The following is a 16664-nucleotide window of genomic DNA, read 5'->3' as shown; positions in this document are numbered from 1 at the left end:
ATGCCCATCGCGTTTCATCGTGTCTATCTGGAGAGCGCCGGCTATTTCATGCCGGGCGAGCCCGTGTCCAACGAGGACATGGACCGCTACATCGCGCCGCTGAACCGCATGTCCGGCCGCATCAAGAGCCGCATCCTGGCCGAGAACGGCATCAAGCAGCGCCACTATGCGATCGACCCCGAAGGCGCCACGGTGTTCACCAACGCGCAACTGGCGGCCAACGCCATCCGCGACTGCCTGCGGCGGCACGACAGCGACCTGTCCGCCGTGTCGCTGCTGGCCAGCGGCTCGTCCGGCGGCGACGCGCTGATGCCGGGCTTCGCCAACATGATCCAGGGCGAGCTGGCCGCGCATCCGATGGAGACGCTGTCGGTGCACGGCATCTGCGCGGCGGGCGTGTCGGCCATCCAGACGGCCGCCCAGGGCGTGGAGCTGGGCGGACATGCCAGCGCCCTGGCCGTGGCCAGCGAGCTGCCGTCGCGGCTCTTCAAGCGCTCGCGCTTCGCCGCGCGCGGCTACGACGCCGACTTCGACGCGCACTTCCTGCGCTGGATGCTGTCGGACGGCGCGGGCGCGGTGCTGCTGGGCAATGGCGGGCGGCCCTTGCCGGGCGCTTCGCAAGGCGTGCGCCTGCGCCTGAAGTGGGTGCACCAGCGTTCGTTCTCGGGCGACTACCCGGTGTGCATGCAGCTCGGCCTGTCGGCCGACCGCGCCCGCGGCCACTTGGACTATCCCTCGTGGAACGAGGCCGAGGCCGACGGCGCGCTGTCGCTGCGCCAGGACATCCGCCTGCTGCCGCACCTGTTCGACATCGGCATCCACGAGTACGCCAAGCTGGTGCGCGACGGCTGGGTGGACCCCGACCAGGTGGACCACTTCCTGTGCCACTACTCGTCGGAGAAGTTCATCCCGGTGGTGGAAGACCTGATGGAGAAGGCCGGCCTGGTGATCCCGCGCGAACGCTGGTTCAGCAACCTGGCGTGGCGCGGCAACACGGGCGCGGCGTCCATCCTCATCATGCTGGCCGAGTTCCTGGAAACGCGCGAGATCAAGCCCGGCGAGCAGATCTTCTGCTACATCCCGGAGTCGGGCCGCTTCATGGCCGCCTACATGCTGCTGGAGGCCGAAGCCGTGCATGCCCCGAGCGTGGCCGCCGGCGCGCCCGCGGCCGCGCCGCGCGAAGACGCGCTCAGCGACGACGCCGCCGCGATCGCGCCGCCGCACGATCCGGACGGGGCGCCGCAAGGCCTGGGCCAGCTGCTGACCGAACTGGCCGCGATCTGGCACGACTACCGTTCGCGCGTGTGGCGCACGCCCGTGGTGCGGCGCCTGCGCGAGCGCCGGTTCCGGACGGCCGACTACCTGAACTGGATGGAAAACTGGATTCCTCAGGTGCGCGAGGGCAGCAAGTGGATGCGCGAAGGCGCGGCCTCGCTTTCCGGACAGTACGCGCCCCTGGCCGCGCTGATCGACACACACGCCGGCGAGGAACAGAACGACTTCCAGATCCTGTTCAACGACTACCGCAAGGCCGGCGGCGCCATCGAGGACATCGACGCGCTTCGCCGCAATCCGGGCGGCGAGGCGCTCAACGCCTACCTGCACGGCCTGGCCGCCACGCGCGACCCCATCGGGCTGCTGGGCGCGATCTACATCATCGAAGGCACGGGCCAGCGCATTGTGCCGGCGCTGCTGCCGCTGCTCAGGGCCAGCCTGGCGCTGCCGCCGGACGCCTTCCGCTTCCTGGAATACCACGGCCACAACGACGAACACCACCTGGCGCGCTGGCTGTCGGCGGTGGAGCTGGCGCTGGACTGCGACGAGGACGGCCGCGCCGGGCAGCGCATCGTCGACACGGCGCGCCGCACGGCCGCGCTGTACCTGATGCAGTTCCACCACGTGATGGAAGACGACGCGTCATGAGCAAAGAACCCGAATTCCTGTCCAGGCCGCACGATCCGGCCGACCCCAGCCCGTGGCTGGCGCTGTACCTGGACCGCAGCACGCCCCTGCCGGACAAGGTGAAGAAGGCCTGGCTCACGGATTCGAGCTGCGCCTCGCGCCAGTACCTGCTGCCGTTCCTGCGGCCGCTGGCGCGCGCCTGCATCATCCTGATCCAGGTGATCAAGACCTTCCTGCCGCGCCGCTGGTCGCATTCGAAGCTGCTGCACCGCATCCTGGCATGGGGCCTGAAGCGCTTCGTGTCGCCCGAGGCCAACTGGCTGATCCTGCGCCATTTCCACCTGGGCGCGCAGATCCTGTCGTTCATCGCCGCCAATTCGCCCGTGCCCATCACGACCACGCCGCTGGCGCCGCGCAATATCGACGACCTGAAGGACGAGCTCTTCGTCAAGCATGACCTGAACCTGTTCAACTTCGTCATCCGCCTGAACCAGGCGCTGCGCGAGGCCGGCGTGGAGATGCATGCGCCGCAGCGGGTGGATTTCTCGATGATCGACGATCCCGGGCTGCTGCTCGAAGACATGCCGCAAGGCCGGCTGAATTTCCTGGACCTGCAAAGCGCCATCGAGCTCTTCACGCCGCTGTACCAGCTGATGCTGACCGACAACGACTTCTGGCGCGCGGCCAATTCGCTGCAGCTGGACGAGACCATCGGCATCTACGCGGCCAAGCTGCTGGGCGCGCCGCAGCACCTGATCCTGGTCAACAACAACCATCCGCTGGTGCCGATGTCGACGCTGCGCGCGGGCTACCGGCTGGTGCTGCACGGGCTGTCCACCGAGATGCTGCACAGCCTGCTGATGGAAATGAAGGCGGCGCAGCAGGGCGCGGAACCGCCCGCGCCCATCGCCTGACGCCTCAGGGCTTGTCGGCGTACACGCCGAAGCGCTGCAGCTGGGCCTCGCTGTTGGCGATTTCGCGCAGGCTTTCCTTGCCGCTGTGCGCGACCAGCATGGCGGCCAGCGTCTGCGCGATGGACAGGGCCGGCACCACCGAAGGAAACAGCGAGGGCGTGTCGCTGGCCACCAGCAGCAGCGCCTTGGCGCCCGGGGCGATGGGCGAGACCGCGCTGTCGGTGACCGCCACTACGCCGGCGCCGCGCTCGCGCGCGAATTCCACCGCCGCGACCGCCGCCCGGGCATAGGGCGCCTGGCTGAACGCGATCAGCGCGTCGCGCGGGCCGATGCGGCGCAATTCGTCGGCCAGCGTGCCGCCCACGCCGGTGAGCAGCGTGACGCGGTCCAGGAACATGCCGCAGACGTAGCTGAAGTGATAGGCGGCCGGATACAGGCTGCGCAGGCCGATGACGTAGATGCGGCGCGCGCCGGCCAGCGCGCCGTGCGCGGCCTTGAGCGCGGGCAGGGCGGCGGGGCCGAGGCTGCTGCCCAGGTTGCGCACTTCCGCCTCCAGGATGTCGGCCACCAGGCCGGCGTCGGCGTCGCGCTGCGGACGCTTGCGCAGCGCGGTGGCGCGGCCCGAGAAGCTGGCGCCGCCGGCGGCCAGCCAGTCGCGGTATGGCTGGCGGAAGGCCTCGTAGGTGTCGAAACCCAACTGGCGCGCCAGGCGCAGCATGACGCCGGCCTGCACGCCGGCATGCCCGGCCGCGGCGCGCATCGACTCCAGCGCGATGTCCTTGGGATGATCGATCGCGTAGCGGGCCGCCTGCCGCAGCCTGGGCGGCAGGGCGGAAAACTGGGCTTCGATCAGTTTGTCGATGGCGGCTTTATCCATCTGCGCTCCGGGTAAGGTGCCGCGTATTATGGCGTATCGTCGGCCAGCGCCTGATCGATCGCGCGGGCCAGCGCGTCCACCGCGAAGGCCAGCTCGTCGGCGGTGCTGATGTAGGGCGGGGCCAGCAGCACATGGTCGCCATGCGTGCCGTCTATGGTGCCCGCGCCCGGATAGCACAGCAGGCCGAACTCGCGCGCCTGCGTCTTGATGCGCGCGTGCAGGCGGCGCTGCGGCGCGTAGGGACGCAGGCTCGCGCGGTCCTCGGCCAGCTCCACGCTCCAGAACATGCCGCGGCCGCGGATGTCGGCCACGTGCGGATGGCCGCCCAGGCGCACGCCCAGCATGGCGCCGAACTGCGCGCCGAGTTCGCCCACGCGCTGCACCAGGCCGTCGCGCAACACGATGCGCTGCACCGCCAGCGCGGCGGCGCAGGCCACCGGATGGCCGACATAGGTATGGCCGTGCTGGAACGCGCCCGAGCCCGCGTTGATGGCCCCGATGACGCGGTCGTGCGCCAGCACGGCGCCGATGGGCAGATAACCGCCGCCCAGGCCCTTGGCCAGCGTCAACAGGTCCGGCGTCACGTCTTCCTGCTCGAAGGCGTGGTAGCTGCCGGTGCGCCCCAGCCCGCACATCACCTCGTCCAGGATCAGCAGCACGCCGTGGCGGTCGCACACCTGGCGGATTTTGCGGAAGTAGCCGGGCACCGGCGCGACCGTGCCGGCGGTGGCGCCCACCACGGTTTCGGCGATGAAGGCGGACACCGTGTCCGGGCCCAGCCGCAGGATCTCGGCCTCCAGTTCGGCGGCCAGGCGGTCGCCGTACTGCTCGTCGGTTTCGTCGGCCTCGCGGTAGTGCAGCGGGAAGCAGGGCGAGACATGGTGGCTCTCGATCAGCACGGGCTGGTAGAGCGCGCGCCGGCCGGCGTTGCCGCCCACCGACAGGGCCGCCAGCGTGTTGCCGTGATAGCTCTGGCGCCGGGCGATGTAGCGGTAGCGCCCCGGCTCGCCGCGCTCGACGTGGTATTGGCGCGCCATCTTCAAGGCGGTCTCGACCGCTTCCGACCCGCCCGACACGAAATAGGCGTTGCCCAGGCCGGCCGGGCTGTTGGCGGCCAGCAGCTCGGCCAGCTCTTCGGCCGCCGGCGTGGTGAAGAAGCTGGTGTGCGCATACTCCAGCGCGTCCAGCTGCGCGACGGCCGCGGCCCGCACTTCGGCATGCGCATGTCCCAGGCACGAGACCGCCGCGCCGCCGGAGGCGTCGAAATAGCGGCGGCCGGTCTGGTCGACGATGAAACAGCCCGCGCCCTTGACGGCGACGGGCAGGGGACTGGCGTTGCGATGGATGATGCGGCTCATGGTGTAGGCGAGAGGGTTCGTCAAATAAAACACATGGTATATTTGTTGAAAAAATAAACCAAACGGTTTTATTGCCGTATCGGCGGATTCGCTCAAGGGGGCGTCATGAACTTTTCCAGTCTGTTGCGTGTTTGGACTTTGGGGATCGCGGCGGCCGCCGCCTTGGGCGCGGCGGGGCCGGCCCAGGCCTGGCCGGACCAGCCGCTGCGGCTGGTGGTGCCGTTCGCCGCCGGCGGCACCACCGACCTGCTCGGCCGCCTGATGGCCGAGGGCCTGGGCGCCGAACTCGGGCAGACCGTGGTGGTGGTCAACAAGGCGGGCGCGGGCGGCAGCCTGGGCGCCGCCGAGGTGGCGCGCGCGCCGGCCGATGGCTACACCCTGCTGCTGGGCACGCCCGGCACGCAGATCATCAACGCCTACGTCTACAAGCAGATCGGCTACGACCCCGCCAGGGATTTCGCGCCGGTCGCCTACGTGGCGCAGGTGCCCAACGTGGTGCTGACGCATCCGGGCTCCGGCCTGAAGAACATGGACGACCTGCTGCGCACCGCGCGCGCCGAGCCCGGCCGCCTGAACTGGGGTTCGCCGGGCGTGGGCAGCTCGGGCCATCTGGCGCTGGAGATGGTCAAGCGCATGGGCAAGGTGGACATCCGCCACGTGCCGTACAAGGGCGCAAGCCAGGCCAACAACGACCTGCTGGGCGGGCAGATCGACCTGTCGGCCGACAACCTGCCCACCGCCCTGCCGCTGATCAAGGCCGGCAAGCTGGTGGCCCTGGGCGTGACCTCGGCCCGGCCGGTGCCCGCGGCGCCGGAGGTGGCGGCCATCGCGCAGGCCCTGCCCGGCTTCGACCTGACCTCATGGTTCGTCATCATGGCGCCCGCCGGCACGCCGCAACCGGTCGTCGACAAGCTCAACGCCGCCGCCCAGCGGGTGCTGGACGCGCCCGCCACGCGCCAACGGCTGGCCGCGCTGGCCGCGCAGCCGATGGGCGGCCCGCCGCAGGCGCTGGCCCGGCACCTGGAGGCCGAACGCGAGAAATACCGCGTGCTGATCGAGGGCACGGGCATCCGTCCGGAATAGGCAGGGCAGGGGACACGCATGGGCAAGGGCACGAAAAAACGGCTGGCGGTGGCGCGTTTCTGGTACGAAGGCAACGCCTTCTGTCCGGTTCCCTGCGTCATGGCGGACTTTGAACGGCGCGAGTGGCGCAAGGGCGGCGACGCGCTGGCCGCGGCCGCCGGCACGGCCACCGAATTGGGCAAAGTGGCGGAATTCGCCCGCGCGCATCCCGACTGGGAGGTCGTCGTCCTGCGCTGCGCTTCCGCCTTGCCCGGCGGACCCATCGAGGACGCCGTGCACCGCGCCTTCATGGACGACGTGCTGGCCGACCTGGCGGCGGGCGAGGGCTGGGACGCGGTGTACCTGTCGCTGCATGGCGCGGCCATCACCGACCGGCGGCAGGCGCCCGACCTGGACTTCGTGCGCGCGGTGCGCGCCCTGCTGCCCGGCGTGCCCCTGGGCGCGAGCTTCGACCTGCACGCCAACCTGTCTCCCGCCCTGGACGGCCTGCTGGATTGCGCCAGCGGATACAAGACCTATCCCCATATCGACATGCGCGAGGCTGCAGGGCGCGTGCTGGACATGCTGGTCCGCACGCAGGCCGGCGCGCTGTCGCCGCGCGTGCTGCTGGCCAGGCCGGACCTGCTGCTGTCCAGCTTCAACATGCGCACCGATGCCGGTCCGATGCGCGAACTGCAGGATCTCGCCGCCGCGCAGGCGCAGGGCGGCGTGGCCGAGGTCGCGGTGTTCGGCGGCTTTCCCTACGCCGACACGGCCGACACCGGCGCCTCGGTGCTGGTGGTGGCGGACAGGGCCCGCGATGCCGATGGCGCGCAGGCCGAGGCCGCGGCCGCAACCCTGATGGCGGCCATGCGGCGCCTGGCGCCGCAATTCGCGGTCAGCCTGCCCACGCCGCAACAGGGGCTGGCGCAGGCCGTGGCCCTGGCGCGCGCCGGCGGCGGCCTGGTGGCCGTCACCGATCCGGGCGACAACCCGCTGTCGGGAGGCGTGTGCGACACGCCGGAACTGTTTCGCGCGCTGCTCGACGCGCGGATCGAGCTGCCTTGCGTATTCGCCAGCTTCGCCGATCCCGACGCGGTGCGGCGCGCGCACGAAGCGGGCCTGGGCGGGCTGTGCGAACTGGCGCTGGGTGGGCGCGTGAGCGCCGATTTCGGTCTGCCGGTGCGCGCCGCGTTCCGGGTCGAGCGCTACACAGATGGCGAATTCAGCAACATCGGACCGATGGAGACCGGCGTGCGCACGAGCTGCGGACGCACCGCGCTGCTGTCGCTGCGCGACCGGCCGAACCTGCGGGTCATCGTCACCGAGTCGGTGGCGCCGGCCAACGATCCGGGTTTCTTCGCGCTGCACGGCATCGCGCTCGATCAGGTGCGCCTGCTTTGCGTGAAGGCCAAGAACCATTTCCGCGCGGCCTTCCAGCCGCTGTGCGCGGCCATCATCGACGTGGACGCGCCCGGCCCCGCGGCGCTGGACCTGCGGCTGCTGCCGTTCCGGCATGCGCGCGCGCCTCGGCCTCGGTGTTGACCCGGCGTTACAGGGCGGGGGGCCTTGCGCTATATTGCGACCCTTGTGCGCAAGTCCCGCCGGGCGGGGCGCACGCGCGTTGAACCCTCTTACCCGGAAGCCGCTTTATGCCCCAGACACTTGAAGTCATCGCCACCCTGTTGTTTGCCGTGGCGGTTCTTCATACTTTCTCGGTCCCCGTCTTCGCGCGCCTGGCGCACCGCGGCGGGCCGCATGCGGGCATCTGGCATCTGTTCGCCGAGGTCGAGGCCGTCTTCGGCGTCTGGGCCTTCGTGCTGATCGTGGCGATGGCGGCGTTGGCCGGGCCGACGCACGCCATCGAGTACATGGACACGCGCAATTTCACCGAGCCGCTGTTCGTGTTCGTCATCATGGTGGTGGCGGCCAGCCGGCCCATCCTGGAACTGGTGGGGCTGCTGGTGCGCCTGGTGGCGCGCGTGCTGCCGCTGCCGCGCGAGCTGGCCACGTTCTTCGTGGTCATGTCGCTGGTGCCGCTGGGCGGTTCGTTCATCACCGAGCCGGCCGCCATGACGCTGGCCGCCATCCTGCTGCGCGACGCCTATTTCCGCACCAGCGGGCGCGCCGGCTTCAAGTACCTGACCCTGGGCGTGCTGTTCGTCAACGTGTCCATCGGCGGCGTGCTGACCTCCTACGCCGCGCCGCCGGTGCTGATGGTGGCCTCCACCTTCGGCTGGGATTCCAGCTTCATGATGCAGCATTTCGGCTGGCGCGCCGCGATCGCCGTGTGCCTGAACGCCGCCCTGCTCACGATGCTGTGCCGCAAGGCGCTGCTGGAACGCTCGGTCGGCACGGGCGGCGGCGTGGACGGTCCGGAAGGCGCGGACAAGCGTCCGCCGGTGCCCGTGGTGGTCATGCTGGTGCACGTCGCGTTCCTCGTCGCCGTGGTGCTCAGCGCCCACCATCCGGCCATCTTCCTGGGCCTGCTGATGATGTTCATCGGCTTTGCCGAAGCCTACAAGCGCCACCAGAGCCGCCTGATGATCAAGGAAGGCCTGATGGTGGGTTTCTTCCTGGCCGGGCTGGTGGTGCTGGGCGGCCTGCAGAAATGGTGGCTGCAGGACCTGCTGGGCGGGCTGGAGCCTTTCGTCCTGTTCTGGGGCGCCACCGCGCTCACGGCCATCACCGACAATGCGGCGCTGACCTACCTGGGCTCGCTGGTCGAGGGCACCGGCGAGGCCTGGCGCTACATGCTGGTGGCCGGGGCGGTCACCGGCGGCGGCCTGACCGTCATCGCCAACGCGCCCAATCCGGCCGGCTTCGCCATCCTGAAAAACCACTTCCCGGACGGCAGCATTTCGTCCGGCCGGCTGTTCCTGTCGGCCCTGGCGCCGACCCTGGTGGCGGCCGTGATGTTCCTGCTTCCGGTCTGAGACGGCGGTTCGGGAAGGCCCGCCGGCACGTGCCGGCGGGGACGGACACCGGCGGTTCAAGAAAAACCGCTAAAATTCAAGACTTTCCCCGTTTTTTCCGGCCTCGCCCACCCGCCGCTTTGGCCCGGATCAGGTTTTCCACCCGGTCCGAACCCGGACCTTGCGTCCGGCGCCAGGCGGTTTTTGATTTGCCGGGCCCGCGCCTGGGAGCCCCTTGATGCCCATCTACGCTTACAAATGCAGCGCCTGCGGCCATGCCAAAGACGTCTTGCAGAAGATTTCCGATGCGCCGCTTTCGGTTTGCCCCGAGTGCGGCCAGAGCACGTTTTCCAAGCAGGTGACCGCGGCTGGATTCCAGCTCAAGGGCTCCGGCTGGTATGTCACGGACTTCCGCGGCAACGGCAGCGCGCCGGCCGGCGCGCCGGCTCCGGCCGCGGGCGCCGCGCCGGCGGCAGCCGCCCCGGCCGCCCCGGCCGCGCCCGCGCCCGCCGCGCCCGCCGCCGGCAGTCCCGCCTCCTAGAGCGCGCGCGATGCGTATGCGCGTCATCAAGAAGTACTTCATCACCGGCCTGCTGATCTGGGTTCCCCTGGTCATCACGGTGTGGGTGCTGGGGCTGCTGGTCGCCACCCTCGAAGGGTTCGTGCCCGGCTTCCTGTCGTCCGAATCCCTGTTCGGCATCGACATCCCCGGCTTCCGCTTCGTCCTGGTCGTGGTGGTGGTGCTGCTGACGGGCATATTCGCGGCCAACCTGATCGGCCGCACCATGGTGGACCAGTGGGAAAGCCTGCTGGGCCGCATACCGCTGGTGCGGTCCATCTACAACTCGGTCAAGCAGGTCAGCGATACCGTGCTTGCGCCGAACGGGCAGGCGTTTCGCCGCGCGGTGCTGGTGCAGTATCCCCGGGTCGGCAGCTGGACCATCGCCTTCGTCACCGGCACGCCGGGCGGCGAAGTCGCCGACAACCTGCCCGGAGATCACATCAGCGTCTACGTGCCCACGACGCCGAACCCGACCTCGGGCTTTTTCCTGATGATGCCGCGCGCCGATACCATCGACCTGCAGATGAGCGTGGACGCGGCCCTGAAGTACATCGTTTCCATGGGCGTGGTCGCCCCGGTCCAGGCCTCCGGGCCTGCGGGCCGGCCGGCCGCGCCCGTCCCGGCGCCCGGCGAATCCGATCCGCCCCGCGCCGATTCGTAACCCTTACGCTACTACCAAGCACATAAACGGAGTCATCCCGCATGCGTACCTGCTACACCGGCCAGGTTTGCCGTGACCATCTCGGCCAGACTGTCACCCTGTACGGCTGGGTGAACCGCCGCCGCGACCACGGCGGGGTCATCTTCATCGACCTGCGCGACCGCGCCGGCCTGGCCCAGATCGTGTTCGATCCGGACAACGCCGCCTTCGCCACCGCCGAGCGCCTGCGCAACGAATTCTGCATCCGCGTCACCGGCCTGGTGCGCGAGCGTCCGGCGGGCACCGCCAACGCCGAGCTGGCCTCGGGCGAAATCGAAGTGCTCTGCAAGGAAGTCGAAATCCTGAACGCCTCGGTCACGCCGCCGTTCCAGCTCGACGACGACAACCTGTCGGAAACCACCCGCCTGACGCACCGCGTGCTGGACCTGCGCCGCCCGCAGATGCAGCGCAACCTGATGCTGCGCTACCGCGTCTCCATCGAAGTGCGCAAGTTCCTGGACCAGCTCGGCTTCATCGACATCGAAACCCCGATGCTGACCAAGAGCACGCCCGAAGGCGCGCGCGACTACCTGGTGCCCTCGCGCGTGAACGCCGGCCACTTCTTCGCGCTGCCGCAGTCGCCGCAGCTGTTCAAACAGATGCTGATGGTCTCGGGCTTCGACCGCTACTACCAGATCACCAAGTGCTTCCGCGACGAAGACCTGCGCGCCGACCGCCAGCCCGAATTCACCCAGATCGACTGCGAAACCTCGTTCCTGAACGAAGTCGAGATCCGTGAAATCTTCGAAAGCATGATCCGCCACGTGTTCAAGGTGGTGCAGGACGTGGACCTGCCCACCCCGTTCCCGATCATGCCCTGGACCGAAGCCATGCGCCGCTACGGCTCGGACAAGCCGGACCTGCGCGTGAACCTGGAATTCACCGACATGACCGACGTCATGCGCGACGTGGACTTCAAGGTCTTCGCCGCCGCCGCGGCCGCGCCGGGCAGCCGCGTGGTCGCCCTGCGCGTGCCGGGCGGCGCCGAAATGTCGCGCAGCGAAATCGACGGCTACACCCAGTTCGTCGGCATCTACGGCGCCAAGGGCCTGGCCTACATCAAGGTCAACGACGTGGCCAAGGGCCGCGACGGCATGCAGTCGCCCATCGTCAAGAACCTGCACGACGCCGCGCTGGCCGAACTGGTCAAGCGCACCGGCGCGCAGGACGGCGACATCATCTTCTTTGGCGCCGACCGCGAGAAGATCGTCAACGACGCCATCGGCGCGCTGCGCGTGAAGATCGGCCACAGCGAATTCGGCAAGAAGGCCGGCCTGTCCACCGGCGGCTGGAAGCCGCTGTGGGTGGTCGACTTCCCGATGTTCGAATACGACGAGGAAGACGGCCGCTACACCGCCGCCCACCATCCCTTCACCAGCCCCAAGGACGGCCACGAGGACTTCCTCGAATCCGATCCCAGCAAGGCCTACGCCAAGGCCTACGACATGGTGCTCAACGGTTGGGAAATCGGCGGCGGCTCGGTCCGTATCCACCGCGAGGAAGTGCAGAGCAAGGTGTTCCGCGCGCTCAAGATCGGCCCGGAAGAAGCCCGCGAGAAGTTCGGCTTCCTGCTGGACGCGCTGCAGTACGGCGCGCCGCCGCACGGCGGCATCGCCTTCGGCCTGGACCGCATCGTCACCATGATGACCGGCGCCGAATCGATCCGCGACGTGATCGCCTTCCCCAAGACCCAGCGCGCGCAGTGCCTGCTGACGCAGGCGCCCTCCGAGGTCGACGAGAAGCAGCTGCGCGAACTGCATATCCGCTTGAGGTGACCCCCCCCGGAGCGCCTGCGGCGCTTCCCCCCAGGGGGGCGCCGCGCGGGACCGGCAAAGCCGGCTCCCGGCGGCCCCGCTTGAGTGGCATTGCGTGCTTGCGCAGGGCGGGTCTCGAAGGCGCAGGTTTTTGACGTTTGCATCGGTTTGAATTGGAGTAATCTGGCAGACGCCGTCTGAGTCGGCGGTTTTTCTGTTTTGAAAGGCGCCATCGCTTCCATGTCGCTCATCCGTGTCGTCAGCTACAACATCCACAAGGGCCGCTCGGCGCTGGGCCGGCGCGACTCGCTGAATGAACTGCGTCTGGGTCTCTACGGCCTGCGTCCCGATCTGGTTTTCCTGCAGGAAGTCCAGGGCCGCAATGAACAGAAATCGCTGCTCGACGCGCAGCACGAATCGCTGGCCGCGGCCTTGCGGCTGGACGTGGCCTACGGGCGCAACGCCGTCCGCCACGAGACCGACCACGGCAACGCGCTGTTGTCGCGCTTTCCCATCCTCGACCACGAGAACCAGGACATCTCGGACCACCGCCTCGAACAGCGCGGCCTGCTGCATGCGCGCATCGAGCTCGACGGGCGCGCGGTGCATTGCTTCGTCGTGCACCTGGGCCTGTTCGCCGGCAGCCGCAGCCGCCAGATCCTGGCGCTGACCGAGCGCATCCGGCGCATGGTGCCGGACGGTGAACCCATCCTGATCGCGGGCGATTTCAATGACTGGGGCGATCGCCTGGCGCCTCTGTTCGTGCAGCAGCTGGGCCTGTACGAAGTGTTCTCGCATGCCCCGCGCAGCCACGGCGGCGAACTGCCGCGCCTGCGCGATTCGGTCAAGCGCCTGAGCAACGCGCTGCGCGGCCTGCCCAACGGCGGCATCTCCGTCATGGAGCGCACCAACCAGCTGGGCATGGACGGCAGCTCGCGCCTGCTGCTGCCGCCGCCGCGCACGTTTCCCGCCGTGTTCCCGTGGTTCCGCCTGGACCGCATCTACCAGCGCGGATTCGCCGTGCGCAGCGCACGCGTGCTGCGCGGCCGGGAGTGGGCGCGCCTTTCCGACCATTCCCCCCTGCTGGCGGAGCTAGAGCTGCCGTGAGGGCCGAGCAGTCCCAGCTGGACTGGACGCTGGGCAACGACATCCGGTTGCTGCAGAACGGTTCCGACTTTTTCCCGGCGCTGTGCGCGGCCATCGACGCGGCCCAGGTCAGCGTGCACCTGGAAACCTACATCTTCATGCCCGACCGCACCGGCGCGCGCGTGCTGGACTGTCTGGAGGCGGCGGCCCGGCGCGGCGTCAAGGTGCGCGTCGTGCTCGACGGCTTCGGCAGCGCCGAGAACGTCGACCTGCTGCGCACCCGGCTGACCAACGCCGGCGCGCAATGCCGCATCTTCCGCCCCGAGCCGCGCTGGTTCGCGCGCTACATCCCGTCGCGCAGCCGGCTGCGGCGCCTGCATCGCAAGGTCACCGTGGTCGACGGGCAGATCGCCTTCATCGGCGGCATCAACATCATCGACGACTACGACGACAGGGACCCCACCGACGGCCTCACCGGGCCGCGCTACGATTTCGCGGTGCAGGTGCAGGGGCCGCTGGTGACCGCTGCCGCCTATGCGCAGGAACTGCTGTGGGTCAGGCTGAACTGGGCGCGGCTGCGCCGCCATCCGCGCGACTGGAACCGCATGCGGCTGCTCAAGCCGCGCCACGCCTCGGCCGCGCCGCGCGGCCATCTGCGCGCCGCGCTGGTGCTGCGCGATAACCTGCGCTTTCGCCAGACCTTCGAGCGCGCCTATCTGTACGGCATCTCGCAGGCGCGCCGCGACATCCTGATCGCCAACGCATACTTCTTTCCGGGACGCCAGTTCCGGCGCGCACTGGCCAAGGCCGCCGCCCGCGGTGTGCGCGTGCGCCTGCTGCTGCAGGGCAAGATCGAATACCGCATGCAATACCACGCCACGCGCTCGCTGTACGACCAGCTGCTGCGCGACGGCATCGAGATCTACGAGTACATGCCCAGCTACCTGCATGCCAAGGTCGCCGTCATCGACAACGTGGCCACCGTGGGCTCGTCCAACCTGGATCCCTTCAGCCTGCTGCTGGCGCGCGAGGCCAACGTGGTGGTCGACGACCAGCCGTTCGCCTGGGACCTGCAGGAACGGCTCGAAGCCGCCATCCGCGAAGGCGGGCGCTTCATCCGGCCGCTGGACTACCAGCGCCGCGGCTGGCTGCGGCGCTGGGTCGACGCGGTTTCCTACACGCTGCTGCGCATCGGCGTGGCGTTGACAGGCACGTCCGACAAATACTGAGCCGGCGCGTTCAGCGGCGCCGCTTGAACAGGTCCAGCGCCAGCGCGGTGCCGACCAGGATGATCGCCGCGCCGGCGGCGATCGATCGCGTGATGCGCTCGTCCAGCAGCCAGGCGCCCCACACCACGCCGAACACCGGCACCAGGAACGTGACGCTCACCGCGCCGGTCGGGCCGACGTTGGCGATCAGGCGGAAGAAGATGATGTAGGCCGCGCCGGTGCAGACCACCGCCAGCAGGATCGTGGAGATCCACGCCTGCGGCGAAGCCGGGGCCGAAGGCCAGAACGCGATCGCCAGCGGCAGCAGCGCCAGCGACGCGCCCACCATGCTGCCGGTCGCGTTGGCCAGCGGGTCCACGCCGCTCAGGAAACGCTTGGTCCAGTTGGCCGCGATGCCGTAGAACACCGGCGCCGACACGGCGGCCAGCACGGCGGGGCCGGTGCCGCCCTGGCCGAAGTCCAGCTTGTCCCACACCAGCACCACGATGCCGGCCACGCCTATCATCAGGCCGAGCGAACGGGTCCAGGCCAGCCTGTCCTTCAGCCACAGCCAGCCGATGACCGCGCCCCAGACCGGCGTCACCGCGTTGGCGACGGACAGGAAACCCGCGCCCAGCGACTGGGCGGCGTAGGCATACAGCAGGAACGGCACGGCGGCGTTCAGGATGCCCACCATCAGCAGCGCCTTCCAGTGCCGCGCGATCACCGCCAGCTTGCCGCGCCACATGGCCGCCGGCAGCAGCACCAGCGCGGCCAGTCCCACGCGCAGCTCGATCAGCGCCACCGGCCCGAAGTCGGCGACGGCCACGCGCATGAACAGAAAGGAGCCGCCCCAGACGGCGGCCAGCAGCAGCAGGTCCAGCAGATCGCGTTGACGCATGTTCGGTTCCGGGCGGGTTGACCGCCGCGTTTCACTTCCGGTTGGAGGCCAGGTTCTTCATCTTGACCCGGTGCGCCAGCAAGGCGCAGGTCAGCGACAGCACGATACACAGGACCAGCCCGGCGCGCACTCCGTTTAGTACCGTGCTGTGCGAAATAATGATCCCCACCACCGCCGTGCCCAGCGCGCTGCCGATGGCGCGCGTGGTCTGCACCAGCGCCGAGGCCACGCCGACGTCGCGCCGCTCGCTCAGCATCTGCATGAACAGGGTCAGGTTCGGAAGCAGGAACCCCAGGGCGCAGCCGTTGACGAAAAACGCCGCCAGGATCCACCAGGCCGAGGTGCCCGGGGAGATCAGCAGCACCATCAGCGAACCGGCCGCCAGCAGGCCGCCGCCGAACACCATCAGGCGCTGCGGCTCCGACTGCTTGGGAAAAAGCCGCCCGTTGATGATGCTGCCGACCGAAATCGCGGCCACCAGCGGCGTCAGCAGCAGCCCGGCCTGGCTGGGCGTGTAGCTCAGCACCTGCTGCAGCAGCAGCGGGCTGTAGAAAATCAGCACGAACATCACCGCGCCCACCATCATCGCCGCCACGTTCAGCAGGCGCGACTGGCTCGCCGCCAGCACGCGCAGCGGAAAAATCGGCGAGCGCACGCGGCGCTCGATGGGGATGAGTATGGCGATGGCCGCCGCGCCCGCCAGGGCCAGCGCCACGCCCAGCATGGGCTGAGCATGGTCGCCGCTGGCGAACGCAAGCTCCAGCGCCGCCAGCGGCGCGCCCACGGCGATGCAGAGCAGGATCGCGCCCAGCCAGTCGATCTTGCGGCTGGCGTCGTGCACGGGCCGGATGCGGGGAAAGTAGCGCGCCACCAGGAAAAAAGCGCCCGCGGCGGCGATCGGCGCAATGAAGAAGGCCGCCCGCCAGCCCAGCGCCTGCGTCGCGGCTCCGCCCAGCACCGGACCGATGCCGCTGGCCATGGCGAAGGCCGCCGACACCAGCGCCATCCAGCGCACCCGCTGCTTGGCGTCGGGAAACAGGTCGGCCGGCGCGGCGAAGGCCGTGGCGATCATCATCCCCCCGCCTATGCCCTGCAGCGAGCGGAACACGATCAGCTGCATCATGTTCTGCGCCAGGCCGCAGGCGATCGAGCCCAGCGCGATGATGAGCACCGACAGCAGCATCAGGGGCTTGCGCCCGAACATGTCGCCCAGGCGCCCGAAGACCAGGATCGAGGCCGCCGTGGTCAGCAGATAACCCGTGCCCACCCAGGCATAGAGCGCCATGCCGTTGAGCGCCTCCGCCACCCGCGGCAGGGTGGTGCTGATGATGGTGGAATCCAGGGCGGCCAGGACGACGGTGGCGGACACCCCCGCCATCCCCATCAAGAGATCGCGTCGCGTATGGGCGGGGGGAGCAGGGGGTG

The 16664-nt window shown here is 69.4% G+C and carries 14 protein-coding genes; 10 read left to right on the top strand and 4 right to left on the bottom strand.

The annotated features are described in order from the left end of the window. Positions 1-1923, top strand: a complete 1923-nt coding sequence (locus tag AC1M14_RS25840; protein ID WP_479730682.1) for an iron-containing redox enzyme family protein — start codon at positions 1-3, stop codon at positions 1921-1923. Then, positions 1920-2816, top strand: a complete 897-nt coding sequence (locus AC1M14_RS25835; protein ID WP_111826941.1) for a DUF6999 family protein — start codon at positions 1920-1922, stop codon at positions 2814-2816. The genes AC1M14_RS25840 and AC1M14_RS25835 overlap by 4 nt, the downstream gene beginning before the upstream one ends. Before the next feature lie 4 nt (positions 2817-2820). Here the strand turns inward: AC1M14_RS25835 and AC1M14_RS25830 are convergent, their stop codons facing one another. Both AC1M14_RS25830 and AC1M14_RS25825 read right to left on the bottom strand, forming a co-directional pair. Further along, entirely contained in the window at positions 2821-3693 is an 873-nt protein-coding gene (locus tag AC1M14_RS25830) for a MurR/RpiR family transcriptional regulator (RefSeq protein ID WP_479730681.1), read from the bottom strand. Between the two features lie 26 nt (positions 3694-3719). Next, the gene (locus AC1M14_RS25825; protein ID WP_479731839.1) at positions 3720-5051 is read right to left on the bottom strand and encodes an aspartate aminotransferase family protein; all 1332 of its coding nucleotides are present in this window, start codon (positions 5049-5051) and stop codon (positions 3720-3722) included. A 105-nt stretch (positions 5052-5156) separates the two neighbouring features. Here AC1M14_RS25825 and AC1M14_RS25820 point away from each other — a divergent pair, with 105 nt between their 5' ends. From AC1M14_RS25820 to clsB, 8 genes are all read left to right on the top strand, one after another. Further along, on the top strand, positions 5157-6134 hold the full coding sequence (locus AC1M14_RS25820) for a Bug family tripartite tricarboxylate transporter substrate binding protein (protein ID WP_479730680.1): 978 nt from the start codon (positions 5157-5159) through the stop codon (positions 6132-6134). A gap of 18 nt (positions 6135-6152) precedes the next feature. Then, complete coding sequence (locus AC1M14_RS25815; RefSeq protein ID WP_479730679.1) at positions 6153-7658, top strand: M81 family metallopeptidase; 1506 nt, start codon at positions 6153-6155, stop codon at positions 7656-7658. A 107-nt stretch (positions 7659-7765) separates the two neighbouring features. Further along, positions 7766-9049, top strand: coding sequence for a putative Na+/H+ antiporter (locus AC1M14_RS25810; RefSeq protein ID WP_102775085.1), 1284 nt, complete (start codon positions 7766-7768; stop codon positions 9047-9049). 217 nt (positions 9050-9266) lie between these two features. Beyond that, the gene (locus tag AC1M14_RS25805; RefSeq protein WP_479730678.1) at positions 9267-9569 is read left to right on the top strand and encodes an FmdB family zinc ribbon protein; all 303 of its coding nucleotides are present in this window, start codon (positions 9267-9269) and stop codon (positions 9567-9569) included. A gap of 16 nt (positions 9570-9585) precedes the next feature. Beyond that, positions 9586-10251, top strand: coding sequence for a DUF502 domain-containing protein (locus AC1M14_RS25800; protein ID WP_168202298.1), 666 nt, complete (start codon positions 9586-9588; stop codon positions 10249-10251). 41 nt (positions 10252-10292) lie between these two features. Continuing rightward, on the top strand, positions 10293-12065 hold the full coding sequence (aspS, locus tag AC1M14_RS25795) for an aspartate--tRNA ligase (RefSeq protein WP_102775088.1): 1773 nt from the start codon (positions 10293-10295) through the stop codon (positions 12063-12065). A 219-nt stretch (positions 12066-12284) separates the two neighbouring features. Next, positions 12285-13151, top strand: coding sequence for an endonuclease/exonuclease/phosphatase family protein (locus tag AC1M14_RS25790; protein ID WP_102775373.1), 867 nt, complete (start codon positions 12285-12287; stop codon positions 13149-13151). Then, positions 13148-14359, top strand: a complete 1212-nt coding sequence (gene clsB / locus AC1M14_RS25785; protein WP_111826936.1) for a cardiolipin synthase ClsB — start codon at positions 13148-13150, stop codon at positions 14357-14359. Before AC1M14_RS25790 ends, clsB begins: the two co-directional genes overlap by 4 nt. A gap of 10 nt (positions 14360-14369) precedes the next feature. Here clsB and AC1M14_RS25780 read toward each other — a convergent pair whose 3' ends face one another. Further along, entirely contained in the window at positions 14370-15239 is an 870-nt protein-coding gene (locus AC1M14_RS25780) for a DMT family transporter (protein WP_479730677.1), read from the bottom strand. Positions 15240-15270: 31 nt separating this feature from the next. Continuing rightward, a complete protein-coding gene (locus tag AC1M14_RS25775; RefSeq protein WP_479731838.1) occupies positions 15271-16623 on the bottom strand; it encodes an MFS transporter in 1353 nt (450 codons plus the stop codon). Positions 16624-16664 lie beyond the last annotated feature (41 nt).

Source organism: Achromobacter sp. SX5 (assembly GCF_056711425.1).
This window is presented reverse-complemented; position numbering and strand designations above follow the sequence as displayed.

What these genes read in the sequence shown, in the direction of transcription:
- AC1M14_RS25840 (WP_479730682.1), top strand. Translation starts at nt 1, where the DNA reads ATGCCCATCGCGTTTCATCGTGTCTATCTGGAGAGCGCCGGCTATTTC.
- AC1M14_RS25835 (WP_111826941.1), top strand. Translation starts at nt 1,920, where the DNA reads ATGAGCAAAGAACCCGAATTCCTGTCCAGGCCGCACGATCCGGCCGAC.
- AC1M14_RS25830 (WP_479730681.1), bottom strand. Translation starts at nt 3,693, where the DNA reads ATGGATAAAGCCGCCATCGACAAACTGATCGAAGCCCAGTTTTCCGCC.
- AC1M14_RS25825 (WP_479731839.1), bottom strand. Translation starts at nt 5,051, where the DNA reads ATGAGCCGCATCATCCATCGCAACGCCAGTCCCCTGCCCGTCGCCGTC.
- AC1M14_RS25820 (WP_479730680.1), top strand. Translation starts at nt 5,157, where the DNA reads ATGAACTTTTCCAGTCTGTTGCGTGTTTGGACTTTGGGGATCGCGGCG.
- AC1M14_RS25815 (WP_479730679.1), top strand. Translation starts at nt 6,153, where the DNA reads ATGGGCAAGGGCACGAAAAAACGGCTGGCGGTGGCGCGTTTCTGGTAC.
- AC1M14_RS25810 (WP_102775085.1), top strand. Translation starts at nt 7,766, where the DNA reads ATGCCCCAGACACTTGAAGTCATCGCCACCCTGTTGTTTGCCGTGGCG.
- AC1M14_RS25805 (WP_479730678.1), top strand. Translation starts at nt 9,267, where the DNA reads ATGCCCATCTACGCTTACAAATGCAGCGCCTGCGGCCATGCCAAAGAC.
- AC1M14_RS25800 (WP_168202298.1), top strand. Translation starts at nt 9,586, where the DNA reads ATGCGCGTCATCAAGAAGTACTTCATCACCGGCCTGCTGATCTGGGTT.
- aspS (WP_102775088.1), top strand. Translation starts at nt 10,293, where the DNA reads ATGCGTACCTGCTACACCGGCCAGGTTTGCCGTGACCATCTCGGCCAG.
- AC1M14_RS25790 (WP_102775373.1), top strand. Translation starts at nt 12,285, where the DNA reads ATGTCGCTCATCCGTGTCGTCAGCTACAACATCCACAAGGGCCGCTCG.
- AC1M14_RS25780 (WP_479730677.1), bottom strand. Translation starts at nt 15,239, where the DNA reads ATGCGTCAACGCGATCTGCTGGACCTGCTGCTGCTGGCCGCCGTCTGG.
- AC1M14_RS25775 (WP_479731838.1), bottom strand. Translation starts at nt 16,623, where the DNA reads ATGGGGATGGCGGGGGTGTCCGCCACCGTCGTCCTGGCCGCCCTGGAT.